The organism is Nonomuraea angiospora (assembly GCF_014873145.1).
Lineage (GTDB): Bacteria > Actinomycetota > Actinomycetes > Streptosporangiales > Streptosporangiaceae > Nonomuraea > Nonomuraea angiospora.
Window position 1 is genome coordinate 11456779 of record NZ_JADBEK010000001.1, and the last position, 23743, is coordinate 11480521.

General features: G+C 67.8%; 20 protein-coding genes. 9 read left to right on the forward strand and 11 right to left on the reverse strand.

The features are described from left to right. Window positions 1–28: 28 nt before the first annotated feature. Together H4W80_RS52490 and H4W80_RS52495 are read right to left on the reverse strand one after the other, a co-directional pair. Entirely contained in the window at window positions 29–727 is a 699-nt protein-coding gene (locus H4W80_RS52490) for a hypothetical protein (RefSeq protein ID WP_192791912.1), read from the reverse strand. A 778-nt stretch (window positions 728–1505) separates the two neighbouring features. Beyond that, the gene (locus tag H4W80_RS52495; RefSeq protein WP_192791913.1) at window positions 1506–3842 is read right to left on the reverse strand and encodes a GDSL-type esterase/lipase family protein; all 2337 of its coding nucleotides are present in this window, start codon (window positions 3840–3842) and stop codon (window positions 1506–1508) included. 640 nt (window positions 3843–4482) lie between these two features. On the opposite strand from H4W80_RS52495, the gene H4W80_RS52500 reads away from it, so the two are divergent. Beyond that, a complete protein-coding gene (locus tag H4W80_RS52500) occupies window positions 4483–4926 on the forward strand; it encodes a hypothetical protein (RefSeq protein WP_192791914.1) in 444 nt (147 codons plus the stop codon). Window positions 4927–5781: 855 nt separating this feature from the next. On the opposite strand, the gene H4W80_RS52505 is transcribed toward H4W80_RS52500, so the two are convergent. Together H4W80_RS52505 and H4W80_RS52510 are read right to left on the reverse strand one after the other, a co-directional pair. Beyond that, window positions 5782–7242 carry a hypothetical protein gene (locus H4W80_RS52505; protein ID WP_192791915.1) on the reverse strand — a complete coding sequence of 487 codons (1461 nt, stop codon included), beginning with the start codon at window positions 7240–7242 and terminating at the stop codon, window positions 5782–5784. Continuing rightward, window positions 7242–7712 carry an MBL fold metallo-hydrolase gene (locus H4W80_RS52510; RefSeq protein WP_225964160.1) on the reverse strand — a complete coding sequence of 157 codons (471 nt, stop codon included), beginning with the start codon at window positions 7710–7712 and terminating at the stop codon, window positions 7242–7244. Before H4W80_RS52510 ends, H4W80_RS52505 begins: the two co-directional genes overlap by 1 nt. Window positions 7713–8948: 1236 nt before the next feature. Here H4W80_RS52510 and H4W80_RS62080 point away from each other — a divergent pair. Beyond that, on the forward strand, window positions 8949–9851 hold the full coding sequence (locus H4W80_RS62080; protein ID WP_225964161.1) for a hypothetical protein: 903 nt from the start codon (window positions 8949–8951) through the stop codon (window positions 9849–9851). Window positions 9852–9998: 147 nt separating this feature from the next. On the opposite strand, the gene H4W80_RS52520 is transcribed toward H4W80_RS62080, so the two are convergent. Continuing rightward, entirely contained in the window at window positions 9999–11048 is a 1050-nt protein-coding gene (locus H4W80_RS52520) for a nuclear transport factor 2 family protein (protein WP_192791916.1), read from the reverse strand. Window positions 11049–11200: 152 nt separating this feature from the next. Here H4W80_RS52520 and sigJ point away from each other — a divergent pair, with 152 nt between their 5' ends. Continuing rightward, complete coding sequence (sigJ, locus tag H4W80_RS52525; RefSeq protein ID WP_192791917.1) at window positions 11201–12148, forward strand: RNA polymerase sigma factor SigJ; 948 nt, start codon at window positions 11201–11203, stop codon at window positions 12146–12148. On the opposite strand, the gene H4W80_RS52530 is transcribed toward sigJ, so the two are convergent. The 4 genes from H4W80_RS52530 to H4W80_RS52545 all read right to left on the reverse strand — a co-directional run bounded on the left by H4W80_RS52530 (window position 12096) and on the right by H4W80_RS52545 (window position 14107). Continuing rightward, window positions 12096–12254: a hypothetical protein gene (locus H4W80_RS52530; protein WP_192791918.1), complete on the reverse strand. Its 159-nt coding sequence runs from the start codon at window positions 12252–12254 to the stop codon at window positions 12096–12098. The two genes, sigJ and H4W80_RS52530, sit on opposite strands and share 53 nt — an antisense overlap. Before the next feature lie 100 nt (window positions 12255–12354). Beyond that, complete coding sequence (locus tag H4W80_RS52535) at window positions 12355–12816, reverse strand: hypothetical protein (protein WP_192791919.1); 462 nt, start codon at window positions 12814–12816, stop codon at window positions 12355–12357. A gap of 221 nt (window positions 12817–13037) precedes the next feature. Continuing rightward, a complete protein-coding gene (locus H4W80_RS52540) occupies window positions 13038–13490 on the reverse strand; it encodes an SRPBCC family protein (protein WP_192791920.1) in 453 nt (150 codons plus the stop codon). A gap of 68 nt (window positions 13491–13558) precedes the next feature. Next, complete coding sequence (locus tag H4W80_RS52545) at window positions 13559–14107, reverse strand: dihydrofolate reductase family protein (protein WP_192791921.1); 549 nt, start codon at window positions 14105–14107, stop codon at window positions 13559–13561. A gap of 1188 nt (window positions 14108–15295) precedes the next feature. On the opposite strand from H4W80_RS52545, the gene H4W80_RS64145 reads away from it, so the two are divergent. From H4W80_RS64145 to H4W80_RS52560, 3 genes are read left to right on the forward strand one after another with little or no spacing between them, the layout of a single operon-like run. Next, window positions 15296–16192: an integrase core domain-containing protein gene (locus tag H4W80_RS64145; protein WP_318787483.1), complete on the forward strand. Its 897-nt coding sequence runs from the start codon at window positions 15296–15298 to the stop codon at window positions 16190–16192. Window positions 16193–16246: 54 nt separating this feature from the next. Further along, window positions 16247–16492: a TOBE domain-containing protein gene (locus H4W80_RS52555; protein WP_318787652.1), complete on the forward strand. Its 246-nt coding sequence runs from the start codon at window positions 16247–16249 to the stop codon at window positions 16490–16492. Next, on the forward strand, window positions 16489–17565 hold the full coding sequence (locus tag H4W80_RS52560; protein WP_192791923.1) for an NAD(P)/FAD-dependent oxidoreductase: 1077 nt from the start codon (window positions 16489–16491) through the stop codon (window positions 17563–17565). Before H4W80_RS52555 ends, H4W80_RS52560 begins: the two co-directional genes overlap by 4 nt. A 279-nt stretch (window positions 17566–17844) precedes the next feature. Here H4W80_RS52560 and H4W80_RS52565 read toward each other — a convergent pair whose 3' ends face one another. Then, complete coding sequence (locus tag H4W80_RS52565) at window positions 17845–19677, reverse strand: twin-arginine translocation signal domain-containing protein (protein WP_192791924.1); 1833 nt, start codon at window positions 19675–19677, stop codon at window positions 17845–17847. Between the two features lie 464 nt (window positions 19678–20141). Between H4W80_RS52565 and H4W80_RS52570 the strand changes: the two genes are divergently transcribed. From H4W80_RS52570 to H4W80_RS52580, 3 genes are read left to right on the forward strand one after another with little or no spacing between them, the layout of a single operon-like run. Beyond that, the gene (locus H4W80_RS52570) at window positions 20142–20549 is read left to right on the forward strand and encodes a glycoside hydrolase family 99-like domain-containing protein (protein ID WP_192791925.1); all 408 of its coding nucleotides are present in this window, start codon (window positions 20142–20144) and stop codon (window positions 20547–20549) included. After that, the gene (locus H4W80_RS52575) at window positions 20546–22825 is read left to right on the forward strand and encodes a hypothetical protein (protein WP_192791926.1); all 2280 of its coding nucleotides are present in this window, start codon (window positions 20546–20548) and stop codon (window positions 22823–22825) included. Before H4W80_RS52570 ends, H4W80_RS52575 begins: the two co-directional genes overlap by 4 nt. Window positions 22826–22874: 49 nt before the next feature. Further along, on the forward strand, window positions 22875–23099 hold the full coding sequence (locus H4W80_RS52580; protein ID WP_192791927.1) for a hypothetical protein: 225 nt from the start codon (window positions 22875–22877) through the stop codon (window positions 23097–23099). Between the two features lie 126 nt (window positions 23100–23225). Here the strand turns inward: H4W80_RS52580 and H4W80_RS52585 are convergent, their stop codons facing one another. After that, the gene (locus H4W80_RS52585; protein ID WP_192791928.1) at window positions 23226–23393 is read right to left on the reverse strand and encodes an AraC family ligand binding domain-containing protein; all 168 of its coding nucleotides are present in this window, start codon (window positions 23391–23393) and stop codon (window positions 23226–23228) included. Window positions 23394–23743: the final 350 nt, after the last annotated feature.

Consider the following 23743-nt stretch of genomic DNA (forward strand, 5'->3'; position numbering starts at 1 on the left):
ACGACTTGATCGCTCAGGTCAGTGAGATCTAGCTACACCCGTCTAGAAGACGTGCGGAGAAGCGTTCTGTGAGCGGCTTGTAGTCGTGCTCGGGGAACAGGACCGGCAATGCGTCGAGCATGTTCTCAATGCGATCGCGCACGCGCTCGAACTCTTCATTACTCAGCGGCGCCCGGGTGAACAAGAACTGCCAGGAGGAGGCGCCCTTGGTCAGCTGAAGCATCTCCAGGTACTCGCGGTAGCCAACGTCCATCTTCCAGGCGCCATAGTAAGGCTCGGCCACCCACCAGATTTCGGGTTCGCCCTTACCTGGAAGCAGCCGCAGTGCGACATAGTGACCCGTACCCGTGAAGGGATGGCAATCGATGACCCGCAGCTGCGACGCCCGGAAAAGCTCCTTGCCCGTCCACGACTCAATCCACTCCTCCTCCAGCCCTGGGCTTCCCGCCCGCGCGATGTGGGTGAGGTAGAACTCACCGTTGACGTACGGCCCTTCACCCATCCACTGGCGCCCCAGGCCCCGAAAGCGCAGACCACACTGCTCCAGCGCGGCAGGCGCCTTGACCTCCTGCTCGCCCACAAGAGCCGCCCACGAGGCGGCGACATCGGTGAAACCCGTGTCGAGCTCACCCTGCGAGGCGTGAAGGATCTTGATCCGGGGATGGTTGTCCAGGTCGCTGCAGACCTTGCGCCAGCCGGCCTCGTACGCCGTCAGTTCCGTCACCACGCACCGTCCAACACTCGTTGATCACCCAGCCGCCCGAAACGGTACAAGGCGGCAAACACCACTGCGACCTGATCCACAACCTTCCGGCCAGCCGGTGTCGGGTAGCGGCGGCACGTTGCCGTGCCGTCGCCCCCTCGGAACCGGGCGAGCGGGCTTTCCCCGCACCACGGCTCAAGCAAGCCCCGAGGGCTCGGCGGGTGAGAATGTGGCCGGTCTCCTGCGGTTACGTGCCCGGAGGCTGCGATAGCAGGAGGTGTGCACCATGCGTGTTCGCTTGCCGTCCGGCGTGCCGGGCTGCCGGGCTGCCCCGCAGTGGACCTGCCGCTGGCCGGTCCAGCCTTTCGCCGCGACACCTGCCTCAACCCCCGCGCCCACGCCGACGGCGGCTGCGAACACGAAGGGAAGATCGTGCCCTTCCACATCAAGGGCCCGGCCGATAAGGGTGGCCAGTAAGAAACGTGTCAATGCGCCATGGAAAGCGCTGTTTGTCCGAACGGAGGTGAAAGTCCACCGTCGCCCAGCCGTCGTAGCGGTGGGGTGAAGCAGGAGGCAGCCTGATCCGGGGGATCACCGGGAACGAGCGCCGTCCATGGAGAAAAGCCCATGCAGAGGCACGCCTAGTTTCGCGTGAGAGGAAGCCCTCTGCTGGACTTGGAGATCCACCATCCCCGCCGCAGGCCCTGGTCTCACCTTCTTTCGGTAACGGATTCATAGCTTCGGTCGCCTCGGGCGCCGGCCGGAAGGGGCCGCGTCGATCGACGCGGCCCCGGTGCTGTTCCTAGTTGCCGCCGCGGTTCAGCCAGGCGCGGACGGCGCCACCGTCGTAGACGACCAGGTAGTCGGCTTTGCCGTCACCGCTGATGTCGGCGAACTGGACGTACGGGCGGGGGTAGCCGGACGAGTGGGCCCAGTCGTAGCGCGCCTCGAAGCTGCCGTTGCCCCCACCGCCACGGTTGAGGAAGGCGTGTACCGAGCCATCCACGCCAACCTGCAGGTAGTCGGCCCGGCCGTCACCGTCGCCGTCGGCGAACCGGACGGCTTCCAGCGACGAGCCCCGGGTGCCGCCGGCCCAGTTGAGCCACAGTCCCCAGTCCGGGGGCTGTGACTCGCTACTGATCGGCGGGCTGTTGGGGTCCCACATGTTCTGGTAGACGTGGACCGCGCCCTCCGCGCCGACCCGCAGGATGTCGTCGCGCCGGTCCCCGGTGACGTCCGCGAATCGCAGATTGTCCCGGCTGAACGACTCCTCGTCGAAGACGGTCCCCCAGCGGACGAATCTGAGCTGGTCGCCCGACCCGGGGAAGTTGATGTAGGCCTCTACCTTGCTGTCGGAACCGGCCAGGAGGTAGTCGTCGCGTCCGTCCCCGTTGAGGTCGGCGAACCGCACCTCGTCCCCGTTGACATCGATCGGTGTGGAGGCGTCGCTGGCTGCCGGAGCGTACGTGCCCACGTCCACCCAGTCGGGTTGCCCGGGGGTGCCGACGGTGTTCACCGATGCCCGGAAGTGACCGTCCGCGGCGACCTGGAGGTAGTCGGCCCGCTGGTCACCGTTGAGCTCGGCGATGATCGTGCGACCTACCCTGGTGCCGTATCCGGACGCGATCACGCCGAGCGCGCGCCATCCCTCGCCGAGAGCCGTCTCGCCGGACCCGATGGGGGAGTCCGTCCCCGGGTCGTCGTCGATGGGAGACTCCGTCGGGTTGCAGCCGGCGTCCGCCTGCTCGGGCAGCGGGCTCTGGAGCCAGCCCTTGGCGTTCGCCTGTAGCACGGCGCCGTACCAGGCGTCGGCCATCTTGGCGTAGCCCGCGTCCGTCGGGTGCGCGTCGTTCTCCAGCCCGTCGCTGACCAGCACGCGCCTCATGTCGACCAGAAGGACGTGCTTGCCCTCGCTCTGCAGGTCCTCCACGATGCCGGGCAGCGCCGCGTTGTAGGCGTCGATACGCGGCTGGAGCCCGTCCTTACCGGTCGGGATGAGCTTGGCGACCAGCACCGCGGCACGTGGCGAGTGCGTCAGCGCCTGGTTGACCAGTTTCTTGAGCCGGGTGGGAGCCTGCGACAGGTTGTAGTTCTGGTTGATGTCGTTGGTGCCGGCGTGCAGGGTGATCACGTTCGGCTGGTAGCGCGGCACGGTGCAGTAGGCGAAGGCCGCGATCTCGCCGATCCGGTCGCCCGGGTGACCCTCGTTGTCGCGGTCGCTCATCGAGCCGGCCTTCACCGACCCGACGAAGTCGACGTCGGGCGCGCTGGCTTTCAGGTAGTCGTACAACTCGTCGCGGTAGCCGTTGCCGTCGGAACTCTCCACGCCGTAGGTGATCGAGTCGCCGAGGGGCATCACGCGCAGCGACGTACGCAGCCCGCCCCAGTCACGCATCGCCTCGTTGAGGAGGTCCTCCAGTTCCTCTAGCTGTTCGCCGAGTGCGTCCGCCCCCTCGGCGGCGCCGCTTCCGAGCCAGGAGTTGACCCAGGGCACCCTGGACCTGATCCAGGTGCCGACCTTCCTCATGGCCGCGGCGAGATTCTCCTTCGCCCACGGAGCGAGGTACTTCTCCCACAGGAAGCCACCGGCCAGTCCGAGCAGCCCGGCGATGATGATGTCCCTGGTCGCCGCGGGCGTGCCGAGGGTTCTGTTGAACGTGTGCGTCATCAGCGCCGTCATGATGCCGGTGACGGTGGTCTGGAGGGGGGTGCAGACCAGCGGAATGGTCGCCACCCCCACCCCGGTGGAGGTCAGGCCCGAGATGCACAGCACCCTGAGCCCGTATCCGGTGGTCCAGCCGATCACCGTGGCGGCGAACCCCGTCCACCAGCCGGCGGTGGAGACCTCCCCGGCCGGGATGGTGACGGCCAGGCCGGCGCCGCCGGAGGTCACGTCCACCGTGCCGTCGACGTTCGACCACTCCGTGGTGTCGACGGTGGTGCTCACCTCGCTGTCCGCGAGTGCCTGCTTGAGCGCCTTGCCGAGCCCGCCGTGCTCCCTGATGTCCGCCTGCATCTCCGGCACGATGTCCCGCAGGCCGGCGGGGTCCATGCCGAGGTCCGAGGCGTTGAGGGTGAGGACGAAGTCCTGCACGGCCGCTGTCGCGGAAGGGGTCAGGCCGCCCAGTAACAGGGCCACCACGGTAAAGATGGTCAAGGCCGCACGGCCGGTCGTTCTGCGCGTGTTCACGCATGTGATCGTCTCCGGTGCGGACGAGAAGGGTGTGAACACCCTGTGAACACTCACGGGCCAGCCGGCCGATCAGGACGCGGTCGACCTCCTCAAGTCTCACAGCGGTGCGCTGGACGAGCCCGGCTTCGGCACGCATCTGGGCGACGGCGGCGCGGAATATCTGATGGTCGTCGCCTCCCGCATCGGCAAACAGGAATCGGGCCCATCAGCACATGCAGCGCCGTTCGGTGCCCTGCTGGCTCCCGCCACGGCCTCGCGCTGTTGCCGAACGACATCGAACTCCGTCGGAAGCCATCGAACGCTGTTGGAGAGTCCCGGCCGGTTGCGAATGGATGACGCGGCCAGGTGCCGGTGCCTACGCTGGGCCGGCACTACTTCCCCCAGGAGTCACCATGGCCGATCAGCCATCGGGCGACGCGCCTGCCCAGCGCCGCCTCACCGTCGTACCGCCTCGTCCCGACGACCCAGCGCCACCGCCTGCGCCAGCGGACGTCGAGGGCATCGATGCTGGGAACAAGGTGGCCCTCGGGCACGCCGCGTACGCCGCCGGCGATCTGACCGCCGAGCAGGCCGCCGTGATGATCGCGTGCTCCCCGGCCGCGAGGAGACTGCGGTCGAGTACGGCTGGCGTGCCGACCTGGTCCTCGCAGGACTGGTGACGCGCCGCGGCTGCGGTGGCGACCTGACCCCCGACATGACCGTCGGCGTCATCACCTTCGCTTGTCCGGCCGACGGCTGCGGCCGGGTGCGCATCGCGGCGCGCGTGCTGGTGCCGGCAGTGGTGGAGCAGGTGCTGGAGCAGCTGCGGACCGCCGCGGCGCCCGATCTGCTGCTGGCGCTTGCGCATCGCCGCGGAGCCGAGCTCGTGCCGCCCGACACGACGAGCGTGGAGAGCTGGTGGGCGAGCGCGGACCCGGCCGCGCAGAGGGAGTTGCTCGCTCTGCTCATTGATCACGTCATTGTCAAGCCGATCGATGGGGCGGGGCTTGATGTCGCGGCCCGGTTGTCGCTGGCGTGGCACTCGGCCTGACGTAGGGCGGAGCCGGGGTTCGCGATGCTTCCCGCGCGCACCCCGGCTCGAACGCAATGTCGATACTTTGGCGCAGCGTCGTTAGTTCAGGGCCGCTGATCGGGAGCGTGGTCGGCCAGGCGCCGGTGATGGTGGGTCGTTAGCCGATGCAGTGTCCGGACGGCGCGGGGGTACACGCCCTGCAACGGCCACCACCGTCCAGGTTCTGATCAGACCCCACTACGGGGGCGCTCAGGGATGGGATGACTAGGCCACCGTGGCGGTAGAGCTGGGGAGCGCCCGCAGCTCGGCAAGCGGGTCCCTGTCTCGCCGGCTTCACCCACGCACCGAGGTTGACCCGGTGCCCGGCCACGGTGGCCTCCCCTGCTGCTTCCCTTGTGGTCTTTCACGTTCGTCGCCTTGGATGAGGTGCTGTTTACGCGGCCCATCAGGTAGAGGCGGATCCCTTAAAGGATCTACGTGCGGGTTCGACTCCCGTCGGAGGTACCCTTGCCGGACGGACTGGCCGACATGCTGACCGGCGCGAATCCGTCAGGAAGCTGTGCGTCCGGCATGACGTGGATGCCTTGGCGCCGGAAGGGACGGCATCGAGGCGACCGTGATGGCCCGGGCTGGGACGCTCAGATAGATCAGCAGGCCCCGATCATCACGCCCTGGCCGCCTTTGGCGCGTGTGCGGCCAGGCCGCGACCTCGCCATCCGGGTACTGCCCCTACTCCCTGGTTGAAAGGGGCGAACAGGAACGTGGCGCGCGATCCGATGACGCCCTTCGCGGCTTGAATCTGGAGGCCACCCAGGAACAGGACGTCGGCCCGAGGCATGGCGCACATCCGGGATCGGGCTCGCCACGGAGTTGTCAAGACCCAGGGGAGGAGAGCCAGCCGGGGTCGCACAGAAGAAGGCCGTCGTCGGGGGCAATGGGCAGCGCGTCGCCGGTAAAAACCGTCTCAGCGAGGCGGGCGGGCAGGTCCGCGCAGGGCAGGTCGAAGAAGGAGTTCGGTGTGCTCGGCCGGGGAGGGCGGGCGGCGGGGGCGGTGCGCAGGGCGTCGAGCGTCAGCAGGTGGGCCGCTTCTTTACGCGCCTCGTCGGTGAGCACGCTGAAGATCCGTACCGGTTTGCCGAGGTTCTCCCAGCTGACCAGGTCCAGGAGTTCGGGCGTGACCTGTAGCGCGGGTGTCTCATCGACCTGCGGACGCAGGGCGATCAACCGCCAGGGCCCGTGCGGGAAGGCGACCAGGATCAGGGAACGCTCGCACACCGTCTCGAGCAGTCGCAGGGCTTCCTCGGAGCGGTCCTGGATCATCACATGCGCGCTCGATGGGTATTTGGCAGCGCCGTTGGCGACGAGGGCGTGCACAAGGTGCGGCTCGACGAGACGCAGCGCCAGGTCACGGCCGAGAGTGACGGTGCCAGGGTCGGCGTCGTCCTCGGCGCGGTCCAGCAGCCGGCCGATCACCAGGCGCGCCCGGGCGCTGTAGTCCACGGAGCGGTGCAGGAAGTCGTCACGCAACGGGCCGGTGGTCCAGCGAGAGAGGAGCCTCGCTGCGAGGTTGACCCGTGGCCTGGCGTTGGTGCCCTGGACGGGTTCGGGCTCACGGGCTCCGCCCAGGAGCGCGTCGATCCGCGACTGGAACGCCTGATATGCGCCGAGCCACGGGATCACGGGCCAGGAGTTGTCCATGCGGGCGAAAGTCTCGATGCTGGTGAACACGCCGCTGTAAAGGTCGTTGAGGTCGCTGTTCCGCGTCTGGCTGTCGTCCGCGCGGAAGCAGGGCCGCAGCGAGGGAGGGAGCACCGGCAGCCGTTGGAGCAAGATCGTGTCGCGGGAGGGGGTAGCCGCGTCGGTGACGGCCGCCCGGTCCAGGAGGAAGCGCATGGCCGCAGCGCCTGTCACGGCCGTGGCCGCGTGCGGGCGGATCGGGTTGAAAGGCCAGTCCTCGGGATCCACCAACTGCCCTGGATACAGCGTCGTGGTATCGGGGTCTGTGACGAGCGCAAGCTCACAGCCCGCGATCCGCCGCAGTTCCTCCTCGCTCATGCGCAGCGAACGAGCGAGCCGGGCGCCGGCAGCGCCGGTGACGTACCAGGGGTGAACCACCGGCACGGGCAGCTCGATGTGGCCGAAGCGGCGCTCGCGCTCCTGGCGCGGGACCGGCATGCAGCGTCCGCACCGGCCGCAGACCTGCCCCGCCTCCTGAGAGCTGTGGTGTTCCGAGGAGGTGCACGCGTCGTCACGGTCCGGGCCGAAGATCTCGGGGCACAGCAGCCCGCCAGGCACTGGGCGCCCGGTCCGCCGGTCGAGGGTGGCCGCCTTCACTACTTCGCCGCTCCGTCGGGCAGGTCGGTGCGGGCGGCGGAGTTCACGATCAGTGACCCGCCGGTGAACACCCCGACCTCCCGGCCGCCGTCCAGCAGCACGAAGGAGAGGTGTTCGTCGGTGTGGCCGGGCGTGGCCAGCGCCCGCAGCCGCAACCCGCCCAGATCGACCTCGTCGCCGTCGGCCAGGCCGCGGTGCGGGAAAGCCCGGTGCCCCGCGGCCGAGGCCAGCACGGTGGCGCCGTGGTCGTGGGCGAGCTGGACGGCGCCGGACAGGAAGTCGGCATGCAGGTGCGTGTCGGCCGCATACGCGACCGTCAGGCCACGCCGGCGTGCCGTGCTCTTCAGCGCCCGCAGGTCACGGGCGGCGTCCACGGCCAGCGCCCGGCCATCGCCCAGATCGAGCAGGTACGAGCTGTTGCCCAGCCCTTCGTCCACCAGCGGCATCAGGTGGTCGTCGGCGAATCCCACGATGGTCCTGTGGGTGCCCGAAACACGGCCGTCGGAGCTGACCTGGGGTTTGGCGTTCCCATTCTTGCGGGCATGATCGCTGTTTATGGCGTTGCGGATGCTTTATCTGATCTTCGCCCAACTCGCGGGGTGGGTGGTGCTATTGGTCCGCTCACAGAGGTCGAAGGACGCGGAGATCCTCGTCTTGCGTCATCAACTCGCAGTGCTGCGTCGGCAAGTGGCAAGGCCTCGGCCGTCGTGGGCGGATCGGACAGTGATCAGCGCGCTGGCACGGCTGCTGTCCCCGGCCGGTCGTCGGCGGTTGATCGTGATGCCGGGCACGCTGCTGCGCTGGCACGCGGATCTGGTGCGGCGGCGGACGTTTAAGCGCCGTAGCCTTGGCCGGCCTCCTACCCGCGCCTCCATCCGGACCCTGGCAATTCGTCTGGCGAGGGAGGCCTCCACGGTGTGGCTGATCTTGAAGAAGGCCGGCATCGTCCCAGCGCCGCGACGCGCGGGACCGTCCTGGAGTGAGTTCCTGCGTGCTCAAGCCACGGGAATCCTGGCATGCGACTTCTTCCACTGCGACACCGTGCTGTTCAGACGCCTATATGGCCGGGTCGTCATGGAGATCAGGACTCGCCGTGTGCACGTCCTCGGTGTTACCGGGCATCCGACCGGGCCGTGGGTTGCGCAGCAGGCCAAGAACCCTGGTGATCGAGCTGGGGGACAGGGTGGAGGGGTTCAGGTTCCTGGCCCGAAAACACGGCGTTAGCCAACGCGTGGCAACATCTCAGCGGTGTTCACGCCGCTGAGATCGGGGTCTGGCTCTTCGGTTGAAGTGCTGTGGGTGTCATGCAGCCGCTCCGCCGGTGTCGAGGGGTTCGAGGGTGACGCGGTAGCCCAGGCGTTGCAGCCCGCGGATATGGCTGGATATCTGCCGTTTGTGGTGTACGCGGGTGTCGTAGTAGTCGACGCCCAGTTCCTCGTAGTCGAGGGCAGGATCGGATAGGAGGGTGTGTGCGATGCTCTGGATGGTGTTGCCGCAGGCGCTCCCTGGGCCAGGCTGCTCCGCTGAGGGCCCTTCCCGACACGGTCGAGGATAACGTCACGGTCATTCGACGTGACCGCCTCGGCGGGCTGATCCACGAATACGCGCAGGTCGCATAGGGCGGCCGAGTTCTTGGCACCCACAGGCTCGGATTTGCGGGCAAGTGGTGCCATGATCTCTGTCTCACGTTCCGACAAGGGGAATTCATGGTCAAGCCAAGCGGGATGCCGTTGCAGGTTCGTCACGTTGCGGATGCGCTGCACAAGGAGTTCGACGGCCTGATCCACATGGCCGATGCGACGAAGATGTCGCCGGAGGAGTTCGAGCGGAAGTTCCTCAGCCGAGCGTTGGCTGCCTTCGTGGCCCGGCGGCTTGCCAATCTCACTCCGGAGCAAGCCGGCGATGCCGTCATCGACGGTGCGAACGACGTCGGCATCGATGCGATCGCCTTCGCCGACAACGGTCTCCACCTGCTCTTGATTCAGAGCAAATGGAAGGACAGGGGAACTGCCGGCTTCGGCATCGACGATGCTCGCGCATTCTGGGATGGGCTGACCTCCATCGACCAGCAGAAGTTCGAACGGTTCAACGAGCGGTTCGAGGCCCACGCTGAGCAGGTCAAGGCTGTACTTACCGATCCCCGCGGCCGCATCACTCTTGTCGTCGTGCTGATGGGTGGGGGGACACTTTCGTCGGCGGTGTTGGAACGGTTCGACGCCCTGAAGAGCGAGTTCAACACCGGCTTCGATAAGAAGCTCGACCACGACGTATGGTCCTTGCAGCGGATTTGGGAAGCGGTACGAGACGGGCTCGCCGAGCCACCGATCCAGTTAAGCGCCCACATAGATGAATGGATCCGCATAGGCGAGCCCTACGACGCCTATCATCTCGACCGCTGTCTGATCTGGAACGAACACCACCTGCGGCACGCCCTGCGCGAATATGAACACTTCTACAACCAGCACCGAGCACATCAAGCCCTGAACCAAGCAGCCCCGCTGCGCACCGTCCCCGATCCGATCACGGACCCAGAGCGAATCATCGACCTGAATGTCCGCCGACGAGACCGGCTCGGCGGCGTCCTCCATGAGTACTCACAAGCGGCGTGACCTGCGTGGATGGAATTGTCGGCAGGCGCAGAGTCACCGATTTGAAGATACGCCGACGAGCCCGGCGTGGCGGTGTCCTCCACGAGTACTCACATGCCGCTTGAGCTGCATGGATGGAATTGTCGGCAGGCGCAGGGTCGGGTGGGTTCAGAAACCGATGGCTTCGCGGAGCAGCAGGACGGTGGCGCGTCCGGGGTGGGGTTCGGCGTTGAGGATGAGAAGGCGGTTGATGGCGCTGGGCACCCCGTACACCTCCTGGCTCCGGACGTTCTCCAGCGGGAAGGCGTGCTCTTCCACGCGGCGCAGCGCGGTGCTCAGGTCGGGGACCACCTTCTGCGCCCCGACGATCCAGATGGCGTGGCCGGCGCCACCGGCGTACCCGGGCAGCTGGCTGCCGCTGCCCGAGGCGATCACGATGGAGCCGGTTTCTGTGACAGCGGCGACGCTGCCCACCTCGACGTCGGGGCTGGCCTGCAGCCGCCGTATCTCGTCGGCCTCGGTGGCGCGGTCCATGGCCAGCAGCCGCGGCTTGACGGCCTGGTACTGTCCGCCGGTGTTGATGTCGTCGTCGATGCCGGACAGGCGCAGGGTCTCGCTGGCCGCGGTGAACACGCCGGCGCCCGCGGGGATCAGGGCTTTGAGGTGGGTACGCGCGGCGGCGACGTCGTCGAGGATCTCGACGGCGAAATTGTGCGCCCTCAGCGCGGCGGCCGCTCGCTCCAGGCGCTCTTCCGACGCCGGTTCTGTGAACTGTGCCGCCGTCACCTGGGCCGAGCCCGGCAGCGGGGTGGTGTCGTAATACCTGACCTCGAAGACGCGTTCGGTGAACTTCCAGCCCTCGGGGGTGCGCCGGTAGCGGTCGTGGAAGAGGGCGTAGTTGAGCATCGAGCCGCCGTCGCGCAGGCGTCCGAGTTCGCAGACGTAGGCGCGGCCGGACGCGGTGTCGCCGTCGAGCAGGATCGCACCCGGGTGCGTGGTCTGCACGAAGTAGTCCCACGCCTGCGACAGTTGCCCGGTGCCGGCGCGGATCGCCTCCCGGCCGGCGTGCTCGATGCCGGCGTCGGGGATGCGGTACACGGCGTCGTGGGTGAACAGGGACGCGAAGCGGTCATGGTCGCCCATCATCGCCGCGTCGGTGAACTCGCCGCGCAGCGCCTCGATCTCGACGCGGTCCGCGGCCGCCTGAAAGTCGTTCATCGTTGCCTCCTGGTTCTCCGTCTTCTGGATGGCGGATTCGCCGCTATGACGACGCAGTGCCGCGGATTGTGAAGTGACGTGCCACTTCACAATCGGGGGCGCTGCGTCGTCTGACCGGTGAGGAAGACGCGACCAAGGGAGTCCTTCACACCATGACCACCCCATTCGATCCCGGGCTGAGCGCGATCACGAGGGAGCGGCGCCGGCTGATCAACGTCGCCTACCGTCTCCTCGGCTCACTGGCCGACGCCGAGGACGCCGTGCAGGAGACCTACGCCCGCTGGTACGCCCTGTCCCCGCGGCAGCGGGAGGACATCGAGTCCCCGAGCGCGTGGCTGACCAGGGTCGCCGGCCGGATCTGCCTGGACCTGCTCGGCTCGGCACGGGTGCGGCGGGAACGGTACACGGGCCAGTGGATCCCCGAGCCGCTGCCCGAACCCGCGGAGTGGAACAGCGCGCGGCCGGCCGACCCGGCCGACCGGGTCACCCTGGACGAGTCGGTCGGCATGGCCTTCCTGGTCGTGCTCGAAGCGATGACGCCGGCCGAGCGCGTCGCGTTCATCCTGCACGACGTCTTCCGCTACCCCTTCGCCGAGGTGGCCGAGATCGTCGGGCGTACCCCGGAGTCATGCCGCAAGCTGGCCTCCTCGGCCCGCCGCCGCGTCCACGCCGCCCAGCTCTCCGCGACTCCGAACGCCCGCAAGGCCGGCATCGTCAGGGAGTTCAAGCAGGCGTGGGAGGCCAGGGACATCGGCGCCCTCATCGCTCTGCTCGACCCGCACGCCACGTCGATCGCCGACGGAGGCGGCCTGGTCAGCGCGCTGCTTCAGCCCATCGAAGGCGGCGAGCGGATCGCGCACGCCTGGATCGGCATTCTCGGCGGGGCGCCCGGCCTGACGCTGGTGGAGCACACGGTCAACGGCCAGCCCGGTCTGGTGGCCCGGCAGGACGGCGTCACCGCGACGGTGTTCGCCTTCGACATTGCGGGCGACCGGATCAAGCGCATCTGGGCGGTACGCAACCCCGACAAGCTCCGGTCCTGGACGTTCACCGCTCGGGAGCCGGCCGGCCGTGCAGCATCGCGGTCCAGGCGCTGGTGAGGATGTCGATGAGGACCTGCTCGTCGTCGAAGGGCGGCACCCCGCTCGCGGCGAGGTAGTAGAGCCGTTCCCCCAGCCAGGTCAGCGAGGCGGCTACGGTGCGCACGTCGGCGCCCGCGCGGCCGGAGCCGGGCGTCCACGCCCAGCGCGCCGTCCGTCCCGATCGGCCTTGCTGAGCGCCATCTCTGCACCGGTCAGGCGCGCGTTCAGGTCGAGCACGGCGGCGGATTCGGGATGCGTTGCCAAGCTCCGCAGCGCGGCGGCCTCCGCCTGGGCCTGCTCAACTCCCCAGCCGCCGCGTACGCCCGACCCGTGCGAGCCCGGACGACGACCTCTTCGAGAATGTCGGAGGCCAGGGCCAGCAGGGCGGGCTCGGCGGGGACGTCACCACCGCGCATCAGCGTCACCTCGTGCTGAACGTCCCGGGTGACCTCCTTGCGGTGCTCGTGCACCATGACCCGGGCCCCGATGGTGGCGCTGTCGTCGTTGGCGGCGTGCTCGACCAGGGCCCTGGCCCGCCGCCAGCGCCGTATCAGGCGGGCGTGCGTCGGCTCGACCGGGTCGGCCAGCAGCGGCGGCGTCTCCTCCAGGACCTCCATGAGCGTCACCGCGTCGCCTGGGACGAAGCCCATCAGGTCCACGTCGAGGTTCGTAGTCCACTTGGTCATGTCGATCGGGCAGCCCTTGTGTCCGGTCGGGCACAGGTCGAGTAGCGGCCCGCGCGGTGATGGGCCGGCTCTGTGCACGGGCTGCCCTTGGCCACGTCAGTGACCAGGCGTACCAAGGCGTGCCGCCACCAGTCGCGTTCGCGCCGATCGCCTTCGAGCACCGATCCAGATCGGTACGCGCGCTGCTCCACCAAGGTCCAGGAACTCGACGGAACGGAGCACTAGATAGTGCCCCGCTGGATCCCTGCTGCGATGAGATCGAGCATGTCATCGACGCCGCGCCGGGACGCGTCCTGGTCGGTGGGTCCGGGCCAGGAGACGAATTCGTAGGTGAGGTCGACCCCGTCGGGGGCGTCGGACAGTGTCACGGTGACCAGCTCTTGCGGCTCCTGGAACCGGAGGGCCACCCGGCGCGGCGGGTCCACTTCAGCGTAGGCGAAGCCGAAGGGGATCTCCGAGCCGTTCGCGTCCGAGATCATGACTGCATCAAGCCGCCCGCTCGGCCGGGCGTCGACGCGCATCCGATCAGCGGGCGTGTGATAGCCGGGCACGACGAACCATTGTTCGAGCTTGCTCGGCTCGACGAAGGCCGCGAAGACCCGCTCGGCGCTGGCGTGCAGGCGGCGATGCACGGTGAATCCGCCGCTTGCGTCCCGTGGCGGCGTTTCAGACATGTAGTGGTGCTCCTTTCGGCCTAACTTTGCCCGGGATGGTCGTGGCGGTCATCGGCCGCCCCGCTCGGTCACGCGTCGGGGTTGTGAAGGGTGAGGACGACGACCCCGGAGCCGAGCGTGCGGGTCCCGGTCAGTTCGAGCTTCTTGGTGAGGCCGGGGTGGATGAGGAGGTCGCCCGCGTCGCCGACTCCGGCCAGGTGCGGGTGTACCCACAGGTGGAGCTCGTCGAGGAGGTCCGCCTGCAAAAGGGCCTTGGCCACCGGGCCGTAGCCGTGCATCAGGATCGACGTGCCGTCCTTGGCGCGCAGCGCCCGGACCGCCTCGATCAGGTCGCCGTCGAGCACGCTGGTGTTGTGCCAGACCGGCTCGCTGAGGGTGGTGGAGGCGACGTACTTGGAGATGGCGTTGATCGCGTCCGCGTACTTGCCGTCCCTTCCCGGCCAGGCGCCGGCATACACCTCGTAGGTCTTGCGGCCCATCAGCATCGCGTCCGCGGCCCGGAGCTGCTCCAGCGCCAGCTCGTTGGACTCGTCGTCGACGTAGTCGAAGTGCCACTTGTCCATGTGATTGACCACGCCGTCCAAGCTGACGAACGTGGAGTTGCTGATCGTTCCCATGTGAGTTCCCGTCTCGACCATCGCGCCGAATTGCCGCGGTTCAAGCGCGGCATCACTCATCGGCCGGCCGGCCCCATCCGTAGCCAGAGCATCAGCCCGTCCGAACGTGAACCTGCAACGCCCGATCGTCCTCAAGTGGCGGACGGGATGGGGTCGCGGCAAGGCACTTAATTCTCTGCAATCGAAATACGTCCGACCAGGCCATCCACTGGGCATTCTCAGGGCATTGGCGGCAATCACGGCAGTAGCGTTGTGTGCGTTGAGCGGGCAGGTCAGTCCCGCCACGACCTTGGTGGTTGCTTCGCGATCAGGGAGCCAGGCCGCAGACAAGGGCGGGACGGTGATTCACCTGCCTACCAGCTAGTTACAGGCGAGGTTCGCAGGAGGCGGGTCAGCAGCACGCAGACCTGCCTCCTGCTTGTCCGGCACCATCCACCTGGCAGGGGCGACCTACCCGCCACCGCGGTGATCATCTCTGGTCACAGCGCCAAGAGACTCTGCGCCGCTCGATTCTGGGCAACGACGTTGGCCATCGCCTAAGCGTTGAAGATCTTGCCCAGCAGGGCAGCGCCGTCCCGGTCAGCGGAGTAATACCGGCGGCGTCGTCCACGCTCGTCGTACATGGCAACCTCGGGCTCGGCCGAATGCGGTCTCCCTCAGGCGACGCGGGAATGCTTCGTTCACGGTCGGGCCATCAGGGCTCACTCAGACGTGGACACCTCACGCACGCATGGGGTGGGGCGGGAGGACCTGCGCAGCGCTTACCGCACGCCAACGGCGTGGTGCACGTTCTTAACGGTGTCCGCGGCGAGTCTCACCAAGGGGACCTTCCAGGGGTACCTATGAGGCGGGACCGATACCCCAAGACCGATCAAATCGGAACGGTCAAGGCCACGCAATCCCACCGCCGGTTGCTCGATGGTTGCTCTTCGGCTAACATGTGGGTGCCCGAAACTCGGCCGTTGGAGCTGACCTGAGGTTTGGCGTTCCCGTTCTGGCGGGCATGATCGCTGTTCATGGCGCTGCGGTTCCTTTACCTGATCTTCATCCGGCTCGCGGGTTGGTTGGTTGGTGTTGCTGGCTCGCTCGCGACAGTCGAAGGACGCGGAGATCCTCGTGTTGCGGCATCAGCTCGCGGTGTTGCGTCGGCAGGTGGCCAGGCCTCGGCCGTCGTGGGCGGATCGGGCAGTGATCAGCGCGCTGGCGCGGCTGCTGTCTCCGGCCGGTTGTCGGCGGTTGTTCGTGACGCCGGGCACGCTGCTGCACTGGCACGCCGATCTGATGCGGCGGCGCTGGACCTTCAAGCGCCGCAGCCAGGGGCGACCTCCCACCCGCGCCTCCATCCGGGCCTTGATACTTCGTCTGGCCTGGGAGAATCCGCTGTGGGGTTACCGGCGGATCGCCGGGGAACTCGCCGCTCTGGGCTACCGGGTCGGGGCCTCCACCGTGTGGCTCATCCTGAAGAAGGCCGGCATCAACCCCGCGCCACGACGCGCGGGACCAACCTGGAGTGAGTTCCTGCGTGCTCAAGCTGAGGGGATCTTGGCATGCGACTACTTCCACTGCGACACCGTGCTGTTCAAACGCCTGTATTGCCTGGTCGTCATGGAGATCAGCACTCGCCGGGTGCATGTGCTCGGCGTCACCGAGCATCCGACCGGGCCGTGGGTTGCCCAGCAGGCCAGGAACCTGATGATCGAGCTGGGGGACAGAGCGGAGGGGTTCAGATTCCTCATCCGCGATCGAGATACGAAGTTCATCACGGCGTTCGACGACGTCTTCACGGCCGCAGGCATCCGCATCCTCAAGACGGCACCTCGCGCTCCGCGGGCCAACGCGCTTGTCGAACGCTGGATCGGCGGCCTGCGCCGAGAACTCCTCGATCGAATTCTCATCGTCAACGCCCGCCATCTACGACGCGTGCTGGCCGCCTACGAGACCCACTTCAATGAGCATCGCCCGCATCGCTCCCTGGGCCAGGCCGCCCCGCTGCGAGCCCTTCCCGACCCGGTCGAGGACGATAGCAAGGTTATCCGACGTGACCGCCTCGGCGGGCTGATCCATGAATATGTACAGGTCGCATAGGGTGTCTGAGTTCTTGGCACCCACACGTTCGAAGGACGTCGCATCACGCTCGGCATCCGCCCCGAGTCGCTCACACGAGGCGACGCCGGACCAGACACCCTCACCGTGACAGGCCGCGTCACGCTCAGCGAGATGCTCGGCCACGATCACATGATCCACATCGGCGGGCTCTCCGCACCGCTCCGCGTACGAGAGCGATATAGCCCCGGCGCGGGTGAGACCGCCACTGTCCACGCCCACCCAGACGACATCCACGTCTTCCTCCCCGACGGCGACGGCAACCGAGCAGACCTCCCATGACCGCGCCCACTCGTGTCACCGTCCTCGGCGCCGGCATCCTCGGAGCCGCCACCGCACACCATCTCGCTCGCCGGGGCGCGCACGTCACCGTCATCGACGCGGACACGCGCAATGCCCGGTCGACGACGGCGTCCTTCGCGTGTGTGAACGGCAGCGCGAAGACCGACCCCGGCCTCTCCGCCCTCAACGACCGCGCCGTCGAAGAGTACCGCCGCATCACCCACACCCTCGGAGAAGCCGCAGTCCGATTCACCGGCCAGCACTTCGTCGCCACCGACCCGGACTCCCTACGCATCGCCGAGCAGCGAGTCAACGCCGCCCGTTCCCGCGGATACGGCGGCGAGATCCTCCCCGTGGACGCGCTCCGCGAACGCGAACCCCACCTGCGCCTGGACACACCGCCACTCGCGGTCGCGTGGTTCCCCTCCGACGGATGGGCCGACCCGGAAGCACTCCGGGCGCACTTCCTCACCGGCCTCATCACGCACCACCGCAAAGCCACCGCGATCAGCCCAACCAGATCAGGCCGCCTCCAGATCACCTTCGCCGACGGTGACCGAACCGAGACCGACCGCGTCGTAAACGCCACGGGCGCCGGAGCCGCCGACATCGAACTCCCCGTCTCGCGTCCGCCACTTCACGTCACGCCCGGGTTCGTCGTGGCAACGGACACCGCCACAGACCTCGTGACCACCGTCGTTCGCACCCGACAGCTCGGCATCCGCCCTGACGGGTCTCGTCGTGCCCTTCTGCACAGCCACGACATCGACCGCCTCTTCGACCACGACCAGACCACAGCCGAACGCGCCGCCGAAACCCTCCTCAACCGAGCCCGACGGATGTTCCCGGACGCAGGCCACATCACTCCACGACGGATCACCCGAGGCTCACGACCGACACCCGCCGACGGCAAGCCGGCCATCGGCGAAAGCGCAAACCTCCCCGGCTACTACGAACTCTCCGCACACAGCGGGATCACCCTCGCACCACTCCTGGGCCGACTGCTCGCGACGGAGATCCTCACCGAGAGTCGTGACCCCATTCTCTCTCCCTTCCGACCAGACCGTCATTGAAGGCACTCAATTTCCACGAGCATGTGAACTGCTGACCGCCTTCAGTCGGGAAGGGTGGATCGCGCTCGCCCGATCGTGCGGCACCTGGCCTCCGCACTCCCGTGGCGCTGCTGCACCGCCACGAACGAGCCCACAAGCTGGTCCTGGCCAGCGGTCTTCCCCTCTGCGGCTACATGGCCTGAGGCATGGTGCGGCGACGCCGGCCCTGGCGACTCGACTACGGAATCGCGGGAAACCGCAGGTGGAAGTGGTAGGGCGCCCGGGCCACCAACTCCGAACCTACGGATTGAAAGGTCGGGCGACTCCGGTTCGGGGGACGCCCGCGATGGCGTCCAGCCGCAGCGGCCTGCCGGAGTCTTTCAGCTCGTGCAGTGTCGGGCAGATCCAACCCCCCTCGAGGTACTCGTTCCAGGCGTAGATGAGGACCGCGTTGGCCGGGGTGCTCCCCGGGTGGGTGTTGCTCCAGCGAATCGCCCCGCCCAGGTGGGTCGCGATCTGTGCGGCCGTCGCCTGCTGGGTCCAGATGTCCTTGTGTCTGAGGTAGTCATCGGACGGCTGCGACCCCCAGGGCACCGGATAGTCGTATTGGGGGCGCGAGTCCCAGCCTGTCGACACTGTCGGAATGACCTGCCCTGCCGCGGTCGCGTACTCAGACCACAGACGGGTCTCAAGGTCGGTGAGCGACGAATACGGCGCCCCATTGGTCTGCCCTGTCGAGTAGCGGCTCACCGCGTCGGCGCCCATCGCGGTCTTCGTCTCCGCCGCGTCCTTCGCGGTCCACCTCATGACCACGACGTACGGATCGGCCAGTCCTGCCTCGGCCGTCCTGGCTCGCATCTTGGCGACCCGGTCAGCGGTGGTGGGCCCCAAGAAGTAGATCAGCGGGCGTCCTCCCAGCACCTTCTGGTAGTTCGATTCGCCGAATCGCGTGACCAGTTCCGGCAGATACGTGTCCCAGTTCCATTCCGTTATGAGGGCGCACCAGTTGACCTGATTCTTGTACGCGCTCGACAGATACAGGTCCCTGGCTTGCCTCAGCTCCGGGTGGGAGTAGTAGTCGATGGCCCAGTAGTCGATACCGGCCGCGTGAGCGTACCGGATCTGCTGATCCATGATCGCCTGGCTGGTCTCGTCGCAGTTGACCGACTCGGTCACCTCGACGTTGACGTTGTCGACATACAGATCGGAGGTCTGGCTCGGGTTGGTCTGGAAGTGGAGTCTGTCGAGCGTCGCGGGGGAGCCGAGCAACGGGGTGTGGTAGACCTTGCGCACCCCGTCGACGAAGATGTCCACCCACGGCGTGGCCCCCACGGGCGGGGCCGGATCGACGATGACCCTGATCGAGTACCAGGTGTCGTCGGCGATGGCCTGGACGACCTGCCAGGTTCCTGAAGGGGTACGGCACACCAGCTGCTTGCCGCCGCCTTCCCGCCGGGTGGCAATGTCGACGACTGTGGTCGATCCACCGCCCACCAACGCTCGGGACCAGCCGCCTGCGGCCGTCTCCCTCCAGTCCCACCGTACGGTGACGGCTCGATCCTGGCCGGCGAACGTGCGAGACATCGCCGCCATTCCCGCGGTGGACGTGTCGTGCAGGTGCACGCTCTTGCCCTCGCGATCAGGGCTCTGCACGACCGACACCTCGGTGCCGGTCCCCGCCGACACGGTCCAGCCGGACGGGGCACCTCCCGTCGCCTCCGCATCGAAGCCTTGGTTGACCAGCACCGGCTCGGGCACGGTGATCTCCGAGTAGTACGGCATCCGGAAGTGATACTTCTCCGGCGACAGGAGGCGGTTCACGCCCATGCCATGCCTCGTGTCCAGGCCCGTATAGGCATCCCAGCGGATCGCCCCGACCAGCGTACGGTCGGCGCGCGGCACCTGTTCACCCGCTGCCGCGGCTGGGCCGGCACCCGGCAGGCCCAGCGCGGCCCCGCCCGTCACTGCCGCTGCCACCTTGAGGACGTCCCGCCGGCTCGGCCCGTCACCGAAACCAGAATCCGACCTGCGAACAGGCATAACTGACCTCCATCGATCCGATTTGGGGTGGCACGCTGATCGCCACCGCTCAGCCCAGCGGAACCGGCTCTCGACCACGCTGCACAGCACCACGACAGGCCCGTGGAGCGCGTGGGAATTCGTGTCTCGGACACTAACCGCGTACCACCGCCACCGCTAGCACCAGGTTGAGCGATATTGGGACTAAAGTGACCCGACAGCGACACCGAAACGGGCGCCACGGGCCGGCAGAAGTCCTGGGACGGCACTGCCGCGTTTGGCGAGCGGTTGCATTCGCGGTGAGCTTTCGCGCCGGCCTTCCTCGCTGGTGTTGCCGTCGCTCAAGCCGGGCTCGAGGCACATAGGCAGCGCTCTGCGATCCGGAGAGTGATCGTCTAAATGCACGCCTCCCGGTGCGCCACCTTGCCCTGGCGAGCGATCGGTCAACTGTGTCCTACTTTTCCTCAATCCACGCCAAGGTGTATGAAGTTCCACCTCAATAGCATCAAAGTCATGCCAGAGAAGCGATATACAGCGGCTGACCATGGGCGCGGTGCGCGGCGGTGGACGGGGGGCGCATGACCGAGCAGGCCGTGACGATCGCGGCGTACTACTTCCCGAACTACCACATCGATCCTCGCAACGAGCAGTGGCATGGCGAGGGGTGGACCGAGTGGGAGTTGATGAAGCGGGCGACCGCGCGGTTCGAAGGGCACCAGCAGCCCCGTGTCCCGCTCCATGGCTACCAGGATGAGGCCGATCCGGCCGTGATGGCGGCCAAGATGGCGATGGCCACCGAGCACGGTGTCGACGCCTTCCTCTTCGACTGGTACTGGTACAGCGACCGTCCTTACCTGGAGCGGCCACTGGAGTCGGCCTTCTTGCGGAACGCAACGGCCTACGACATGAAGTTCGCGGTGATGTGGGCGAGGTCGTGGGCCGCATGCCGCCTTTTGCGGCAGGCATGGACGGAGACGACTCCGTGATCACCGAGCTGGTCGCCCATCCGTGTCTCGAACGTGTGACGGACGCCGAGTCCGCCGCCAAGGCCGTGGCCGGCCTCACCGGCTACGCCACGGGCGACGTGCCCCTCCTCGTCCGCCGCAGCGGAGCCGAGGCCGTCGCCCTGGTGACGGGAGCCTTTCCCAACGCAAGTGCCTACCCTCTGCGTGACGCTCCCCAAGGGATGTGGGCGGATCACGACTTCGACCCCGGGCGCTACGCTCCGGTCTCGACTGTCCGGGTCAACGCCGTCGTCGCGGAGGCCGAGGTCTGGAACCCCGCCACCGGCACACGCCAGGCCGCAGCCATCACGGTCAAGGGTCAGCAGTCCACGATCAAGGTGTTGTTGGACGGCGCACCAGCCGCGATCGTGGTCTGGCGGGAAGGCGAAGCACCTCTCACGGCACCCGAGGCACCCTCGCCTGCCACTGTCGAGACGGACCTTTCAAGCGGCTGGTACGGCCGGCTCGTACCCACTATGGACAATACGTGGGGCGACCTGGCACCACCCGCAGCGACACCGGTCGACCAACTCCAGATCTGGAGCTTCACCTGGCAGAACGGAGACGCCGAGCAGGCAGCGAGGGCGACCTACGGCAACCGCGTCCGCGTGCTCGGACCCGTTCCGACCGAGCGGGCGCCGGCCGCGCTGGACCGCGACGCCGTCGGCCGCATCCTTGCCGGCGAATGGCCGCTGGTGGACGACGATGCGGGATGGGGGGTCTCGCTCTACTCCTCCAGCCGCGGCGCGGCTGATCCCGGGCCCGGCACTCTCGGCCACAAGGGGCTGGTCAACGAGGAGTTCATCCGTGTCGGAAGGCCGGAAACAGGCACGATTTCGCGGGTACGAGCCGTCGTCGAGACTGACCGGCTCGGTGCCGCCGAGCTGATCGTCGGGGCCGCGGCCGGCAAACGTCTGTGGTGGAACGGCGTGGAGCTCCCGACAGGCAACGGCTATCTAGCATCCGCCCGGATCGATATCGATCAACGCCTGAACGTCATCGAGTACGAGCTGTCCGACGCCGAAATCCACGTCGGCCTCGGGACACCTGCCGAGACCGACGCCCTCGGCAGCTTCTTCTGCCTGACTCGTCCCGGTGAGTTCTCGCCCAGACCACAGTTCATGCGACTACCACCAGCGGTGCGTCCCGACGGCCAGGTCACCTACCGCGCCCGCGTACACCTCCGGCAAGACGCCACCGAAGGCGTCCTCATTGTCGGCGCCGCCACCGGCGTCACCGCATTTCTGGACGGCGCCGTGGTCGCCCGGCAGGAGAGGGTCGAGTACTACGGTTCCGCCTGGGCCGCGACGCCCGACTATTTCCGTCACGACCTCAGTCTGGAGGCAGGCGAGCACCTGCTCGAGATCGTCGCCGACAGCACGCAGGCTGGGGACGTGGTCTACGTCGACCTCGTCGCCCGTACGAACTCCTCGGTCGTCACTCTGGTCAGCGGCTCCGGATGGGAGGCCGAGACCGGCGGCTGGAGAGGGCGCAGCATTGAACACCGCGGTCGCTGGGCCGAGTTGCAGCCCTGTCACGCGGCCGTACGACCGCACCCGCTGCACGGAACGCCATGGCTGCATGGTGCACCGGCCCTTGGCACGACGGTGGACGCGATACACGTCACGGACGACATCACGCCAGCGCCGCAACAACTGCGCACCATTCTGCCGGCCGGAGCGATCTCGGTACATTTGCCCCTCCGCCTCGGTGCCCGGGTCCTGCTGGACTGCGTCGAACAGCGGCTCGACGGAACCACGCTCGACCTCGGCCGCCCCCTGCAGGCACCGACCGCGCTGGAGATCGTCACCGAACCGACCGTCGTCCTGCGCGGCGGTGGAGTGCTCTCCGGCCCCGTGACCGTCCGCACCGAGAAGGTGCCTGTCCCGCTGGGCAACTGGCACGCGATGGGTCTTGCTGGATGGAGCGGCGGAATGCGCTATTCCCGCACGGTGTCGGTTCCGTCCGGATCCGACTCGGCCGGGGTCCCGGTGCTCGATCTCGGCCGGGTACGCGGCACCGTCGAGGTAGCGGTCGACGGCGAGAAAGCAGGGGAAGCCTTCTGCGGCCCGTACCGGTTCGCCCTGCCTGGCACCGCGGGCCGCACGGTACGGATCGACATAACGGTGTACAACACATTGGCGCCGTTTCTCCACGAGTCCACCCCCACGGCCTGGACGTTCCCCTCCCAGCTGGCCTCGGGTCTGCTTGGCCCCGTCACCCTGCTCACCCCGCAGGCGGTTCTCGCGGACTCATGAGAGCCCGCTTCGGCACTCGCGCCCGCGCGAGCTCTTCCAGCCGCCACGGATGGGCAGGCGCCTCCTCGAGTCGGGCGATGGTGGCGGCGACCGCAGGATGGATGGCGGATTCGAGCGTCTCTTGTTCGGTGTCACCTCCGTCGGCCAGGGCGCCGAGCACCGTGACCAGCCGGCCCAGCACGCGGCCCGGCCGGCTCTGATCGGCTCCGAGGTCCCGTTCGAGGAGGGCGATCTCCGCGATGGCTCGTCGGCAATGGCCGGATCGATGGCGTGACCGCCACGCTCTGCGTGCCGGATGCCAGCGGATCGGTCCACGGCATCCGACGCGTCATCGGGATGTCGTACAGCACCGCCGGCTAGGCCCGGAGCGCCTGGGCGGACAGGCAACAGTTGGCCACGGTCAGATCGACGCAGTCCCGGAACCCGTGCCAGCACCGGGGCGGAGCACCATGACCTGCCCGCGCCGCAGCCGACGTTCGCCCGCGCAGGTCACGTGCCGGCCGTGACCGGTTCCGATCGCGGCGATCTCGAGGAAGTCGTGGGCGTGCGGCTCGAGATCGAGATCCAAGAAGTGGACGCCCGCCAGGACCGGCCCCCGGCGAACAGCGTATGCCTGTGCAGTGTGGCAGGCATGTCTACACCTACGACCGGGTGGTCCAGCAGCGACGTCGGCGCCGACGGCCAGGTGCCGGACGAGCTTGTGGCGGCGTACCGCGAAGACGGCCGGATCACCCTGCCCGCTCCGCGCCGGCGACCGCGCCTTCCACAGCGGCTACACCGGCCACATGGCGCTGCCCAACCGCACCGACCAGGCCCGCCTCGCGCACGTCGTCATCTACATGGACGAGGCCACCCGCTACAGCGGAACCAAGCACATCGTGACCGACACCCCTCGGACTCATCGCAGGCGACCGGCTG

Coding starts and splice junctions, on each gene's coding strand:
- H4W80_RS62080 (WP_225964161.1), top strand. CDS start 8,949: ATGGTCAAGCCAAGCGGGATGCCGTTGCAGGTTCGTCACGTTGCGGAT.
- H4W80_RS52520 (WP_192791916.1), bottom strand. CDS start 11,048: ATGAACGACTTTCAGGCGGCCGCGGACCGCGTCGAGATCGAGGCGCTG.
- sigJ (WP_192791917.1), top strand. CDS start 11,201: ATGACCACCCCATTCGATCCCGGGCTGAGCGCGATCACGAGGGAGCGG.
- H4W80_RS52535 (WP_192791919.1), bottom strand. CDS start 12,816: ATGACCAAGTGGACTACGAACCTCGACGTGGACCTGATGGGCTTCGTC.
- H4W80_RS52540 (WP_192791920.1), bottom strand. CDS start 13,490: ATGTCTGAAACGCCGCCACGGGACGCAAGCGGCGGATTCACCGTGCAT.
- H4W80_RS52545 (WP_192791921.1), bottom strand. CDS start 14,107: ATGGGAACGATCAGCAACTCCACGTTCGTCAGCTTGGACGGCGTGGTC.
- H4W80_RS52560 (WP_192791923.1), top strand. CDS start 16,489: ATGACCGCGCCCACTCGTGTCACCGTCCTCGGCGCCGGCATCCTCGGA.
- H4W80_RS52570 (WP_192791925.1), top strand. CDS start 20,142: ATGACCGAGCAGGCCGTGACGATCGCGGCGTACTACTTCCCGAACTAC.
- H4W80_RS52580 (WP_192791927.1), top strand. CDS start 22,875: ATGGGCAGGCGCCTCCTCGAGTCGGGCGATGGTGGCGGCGACCGCAGG.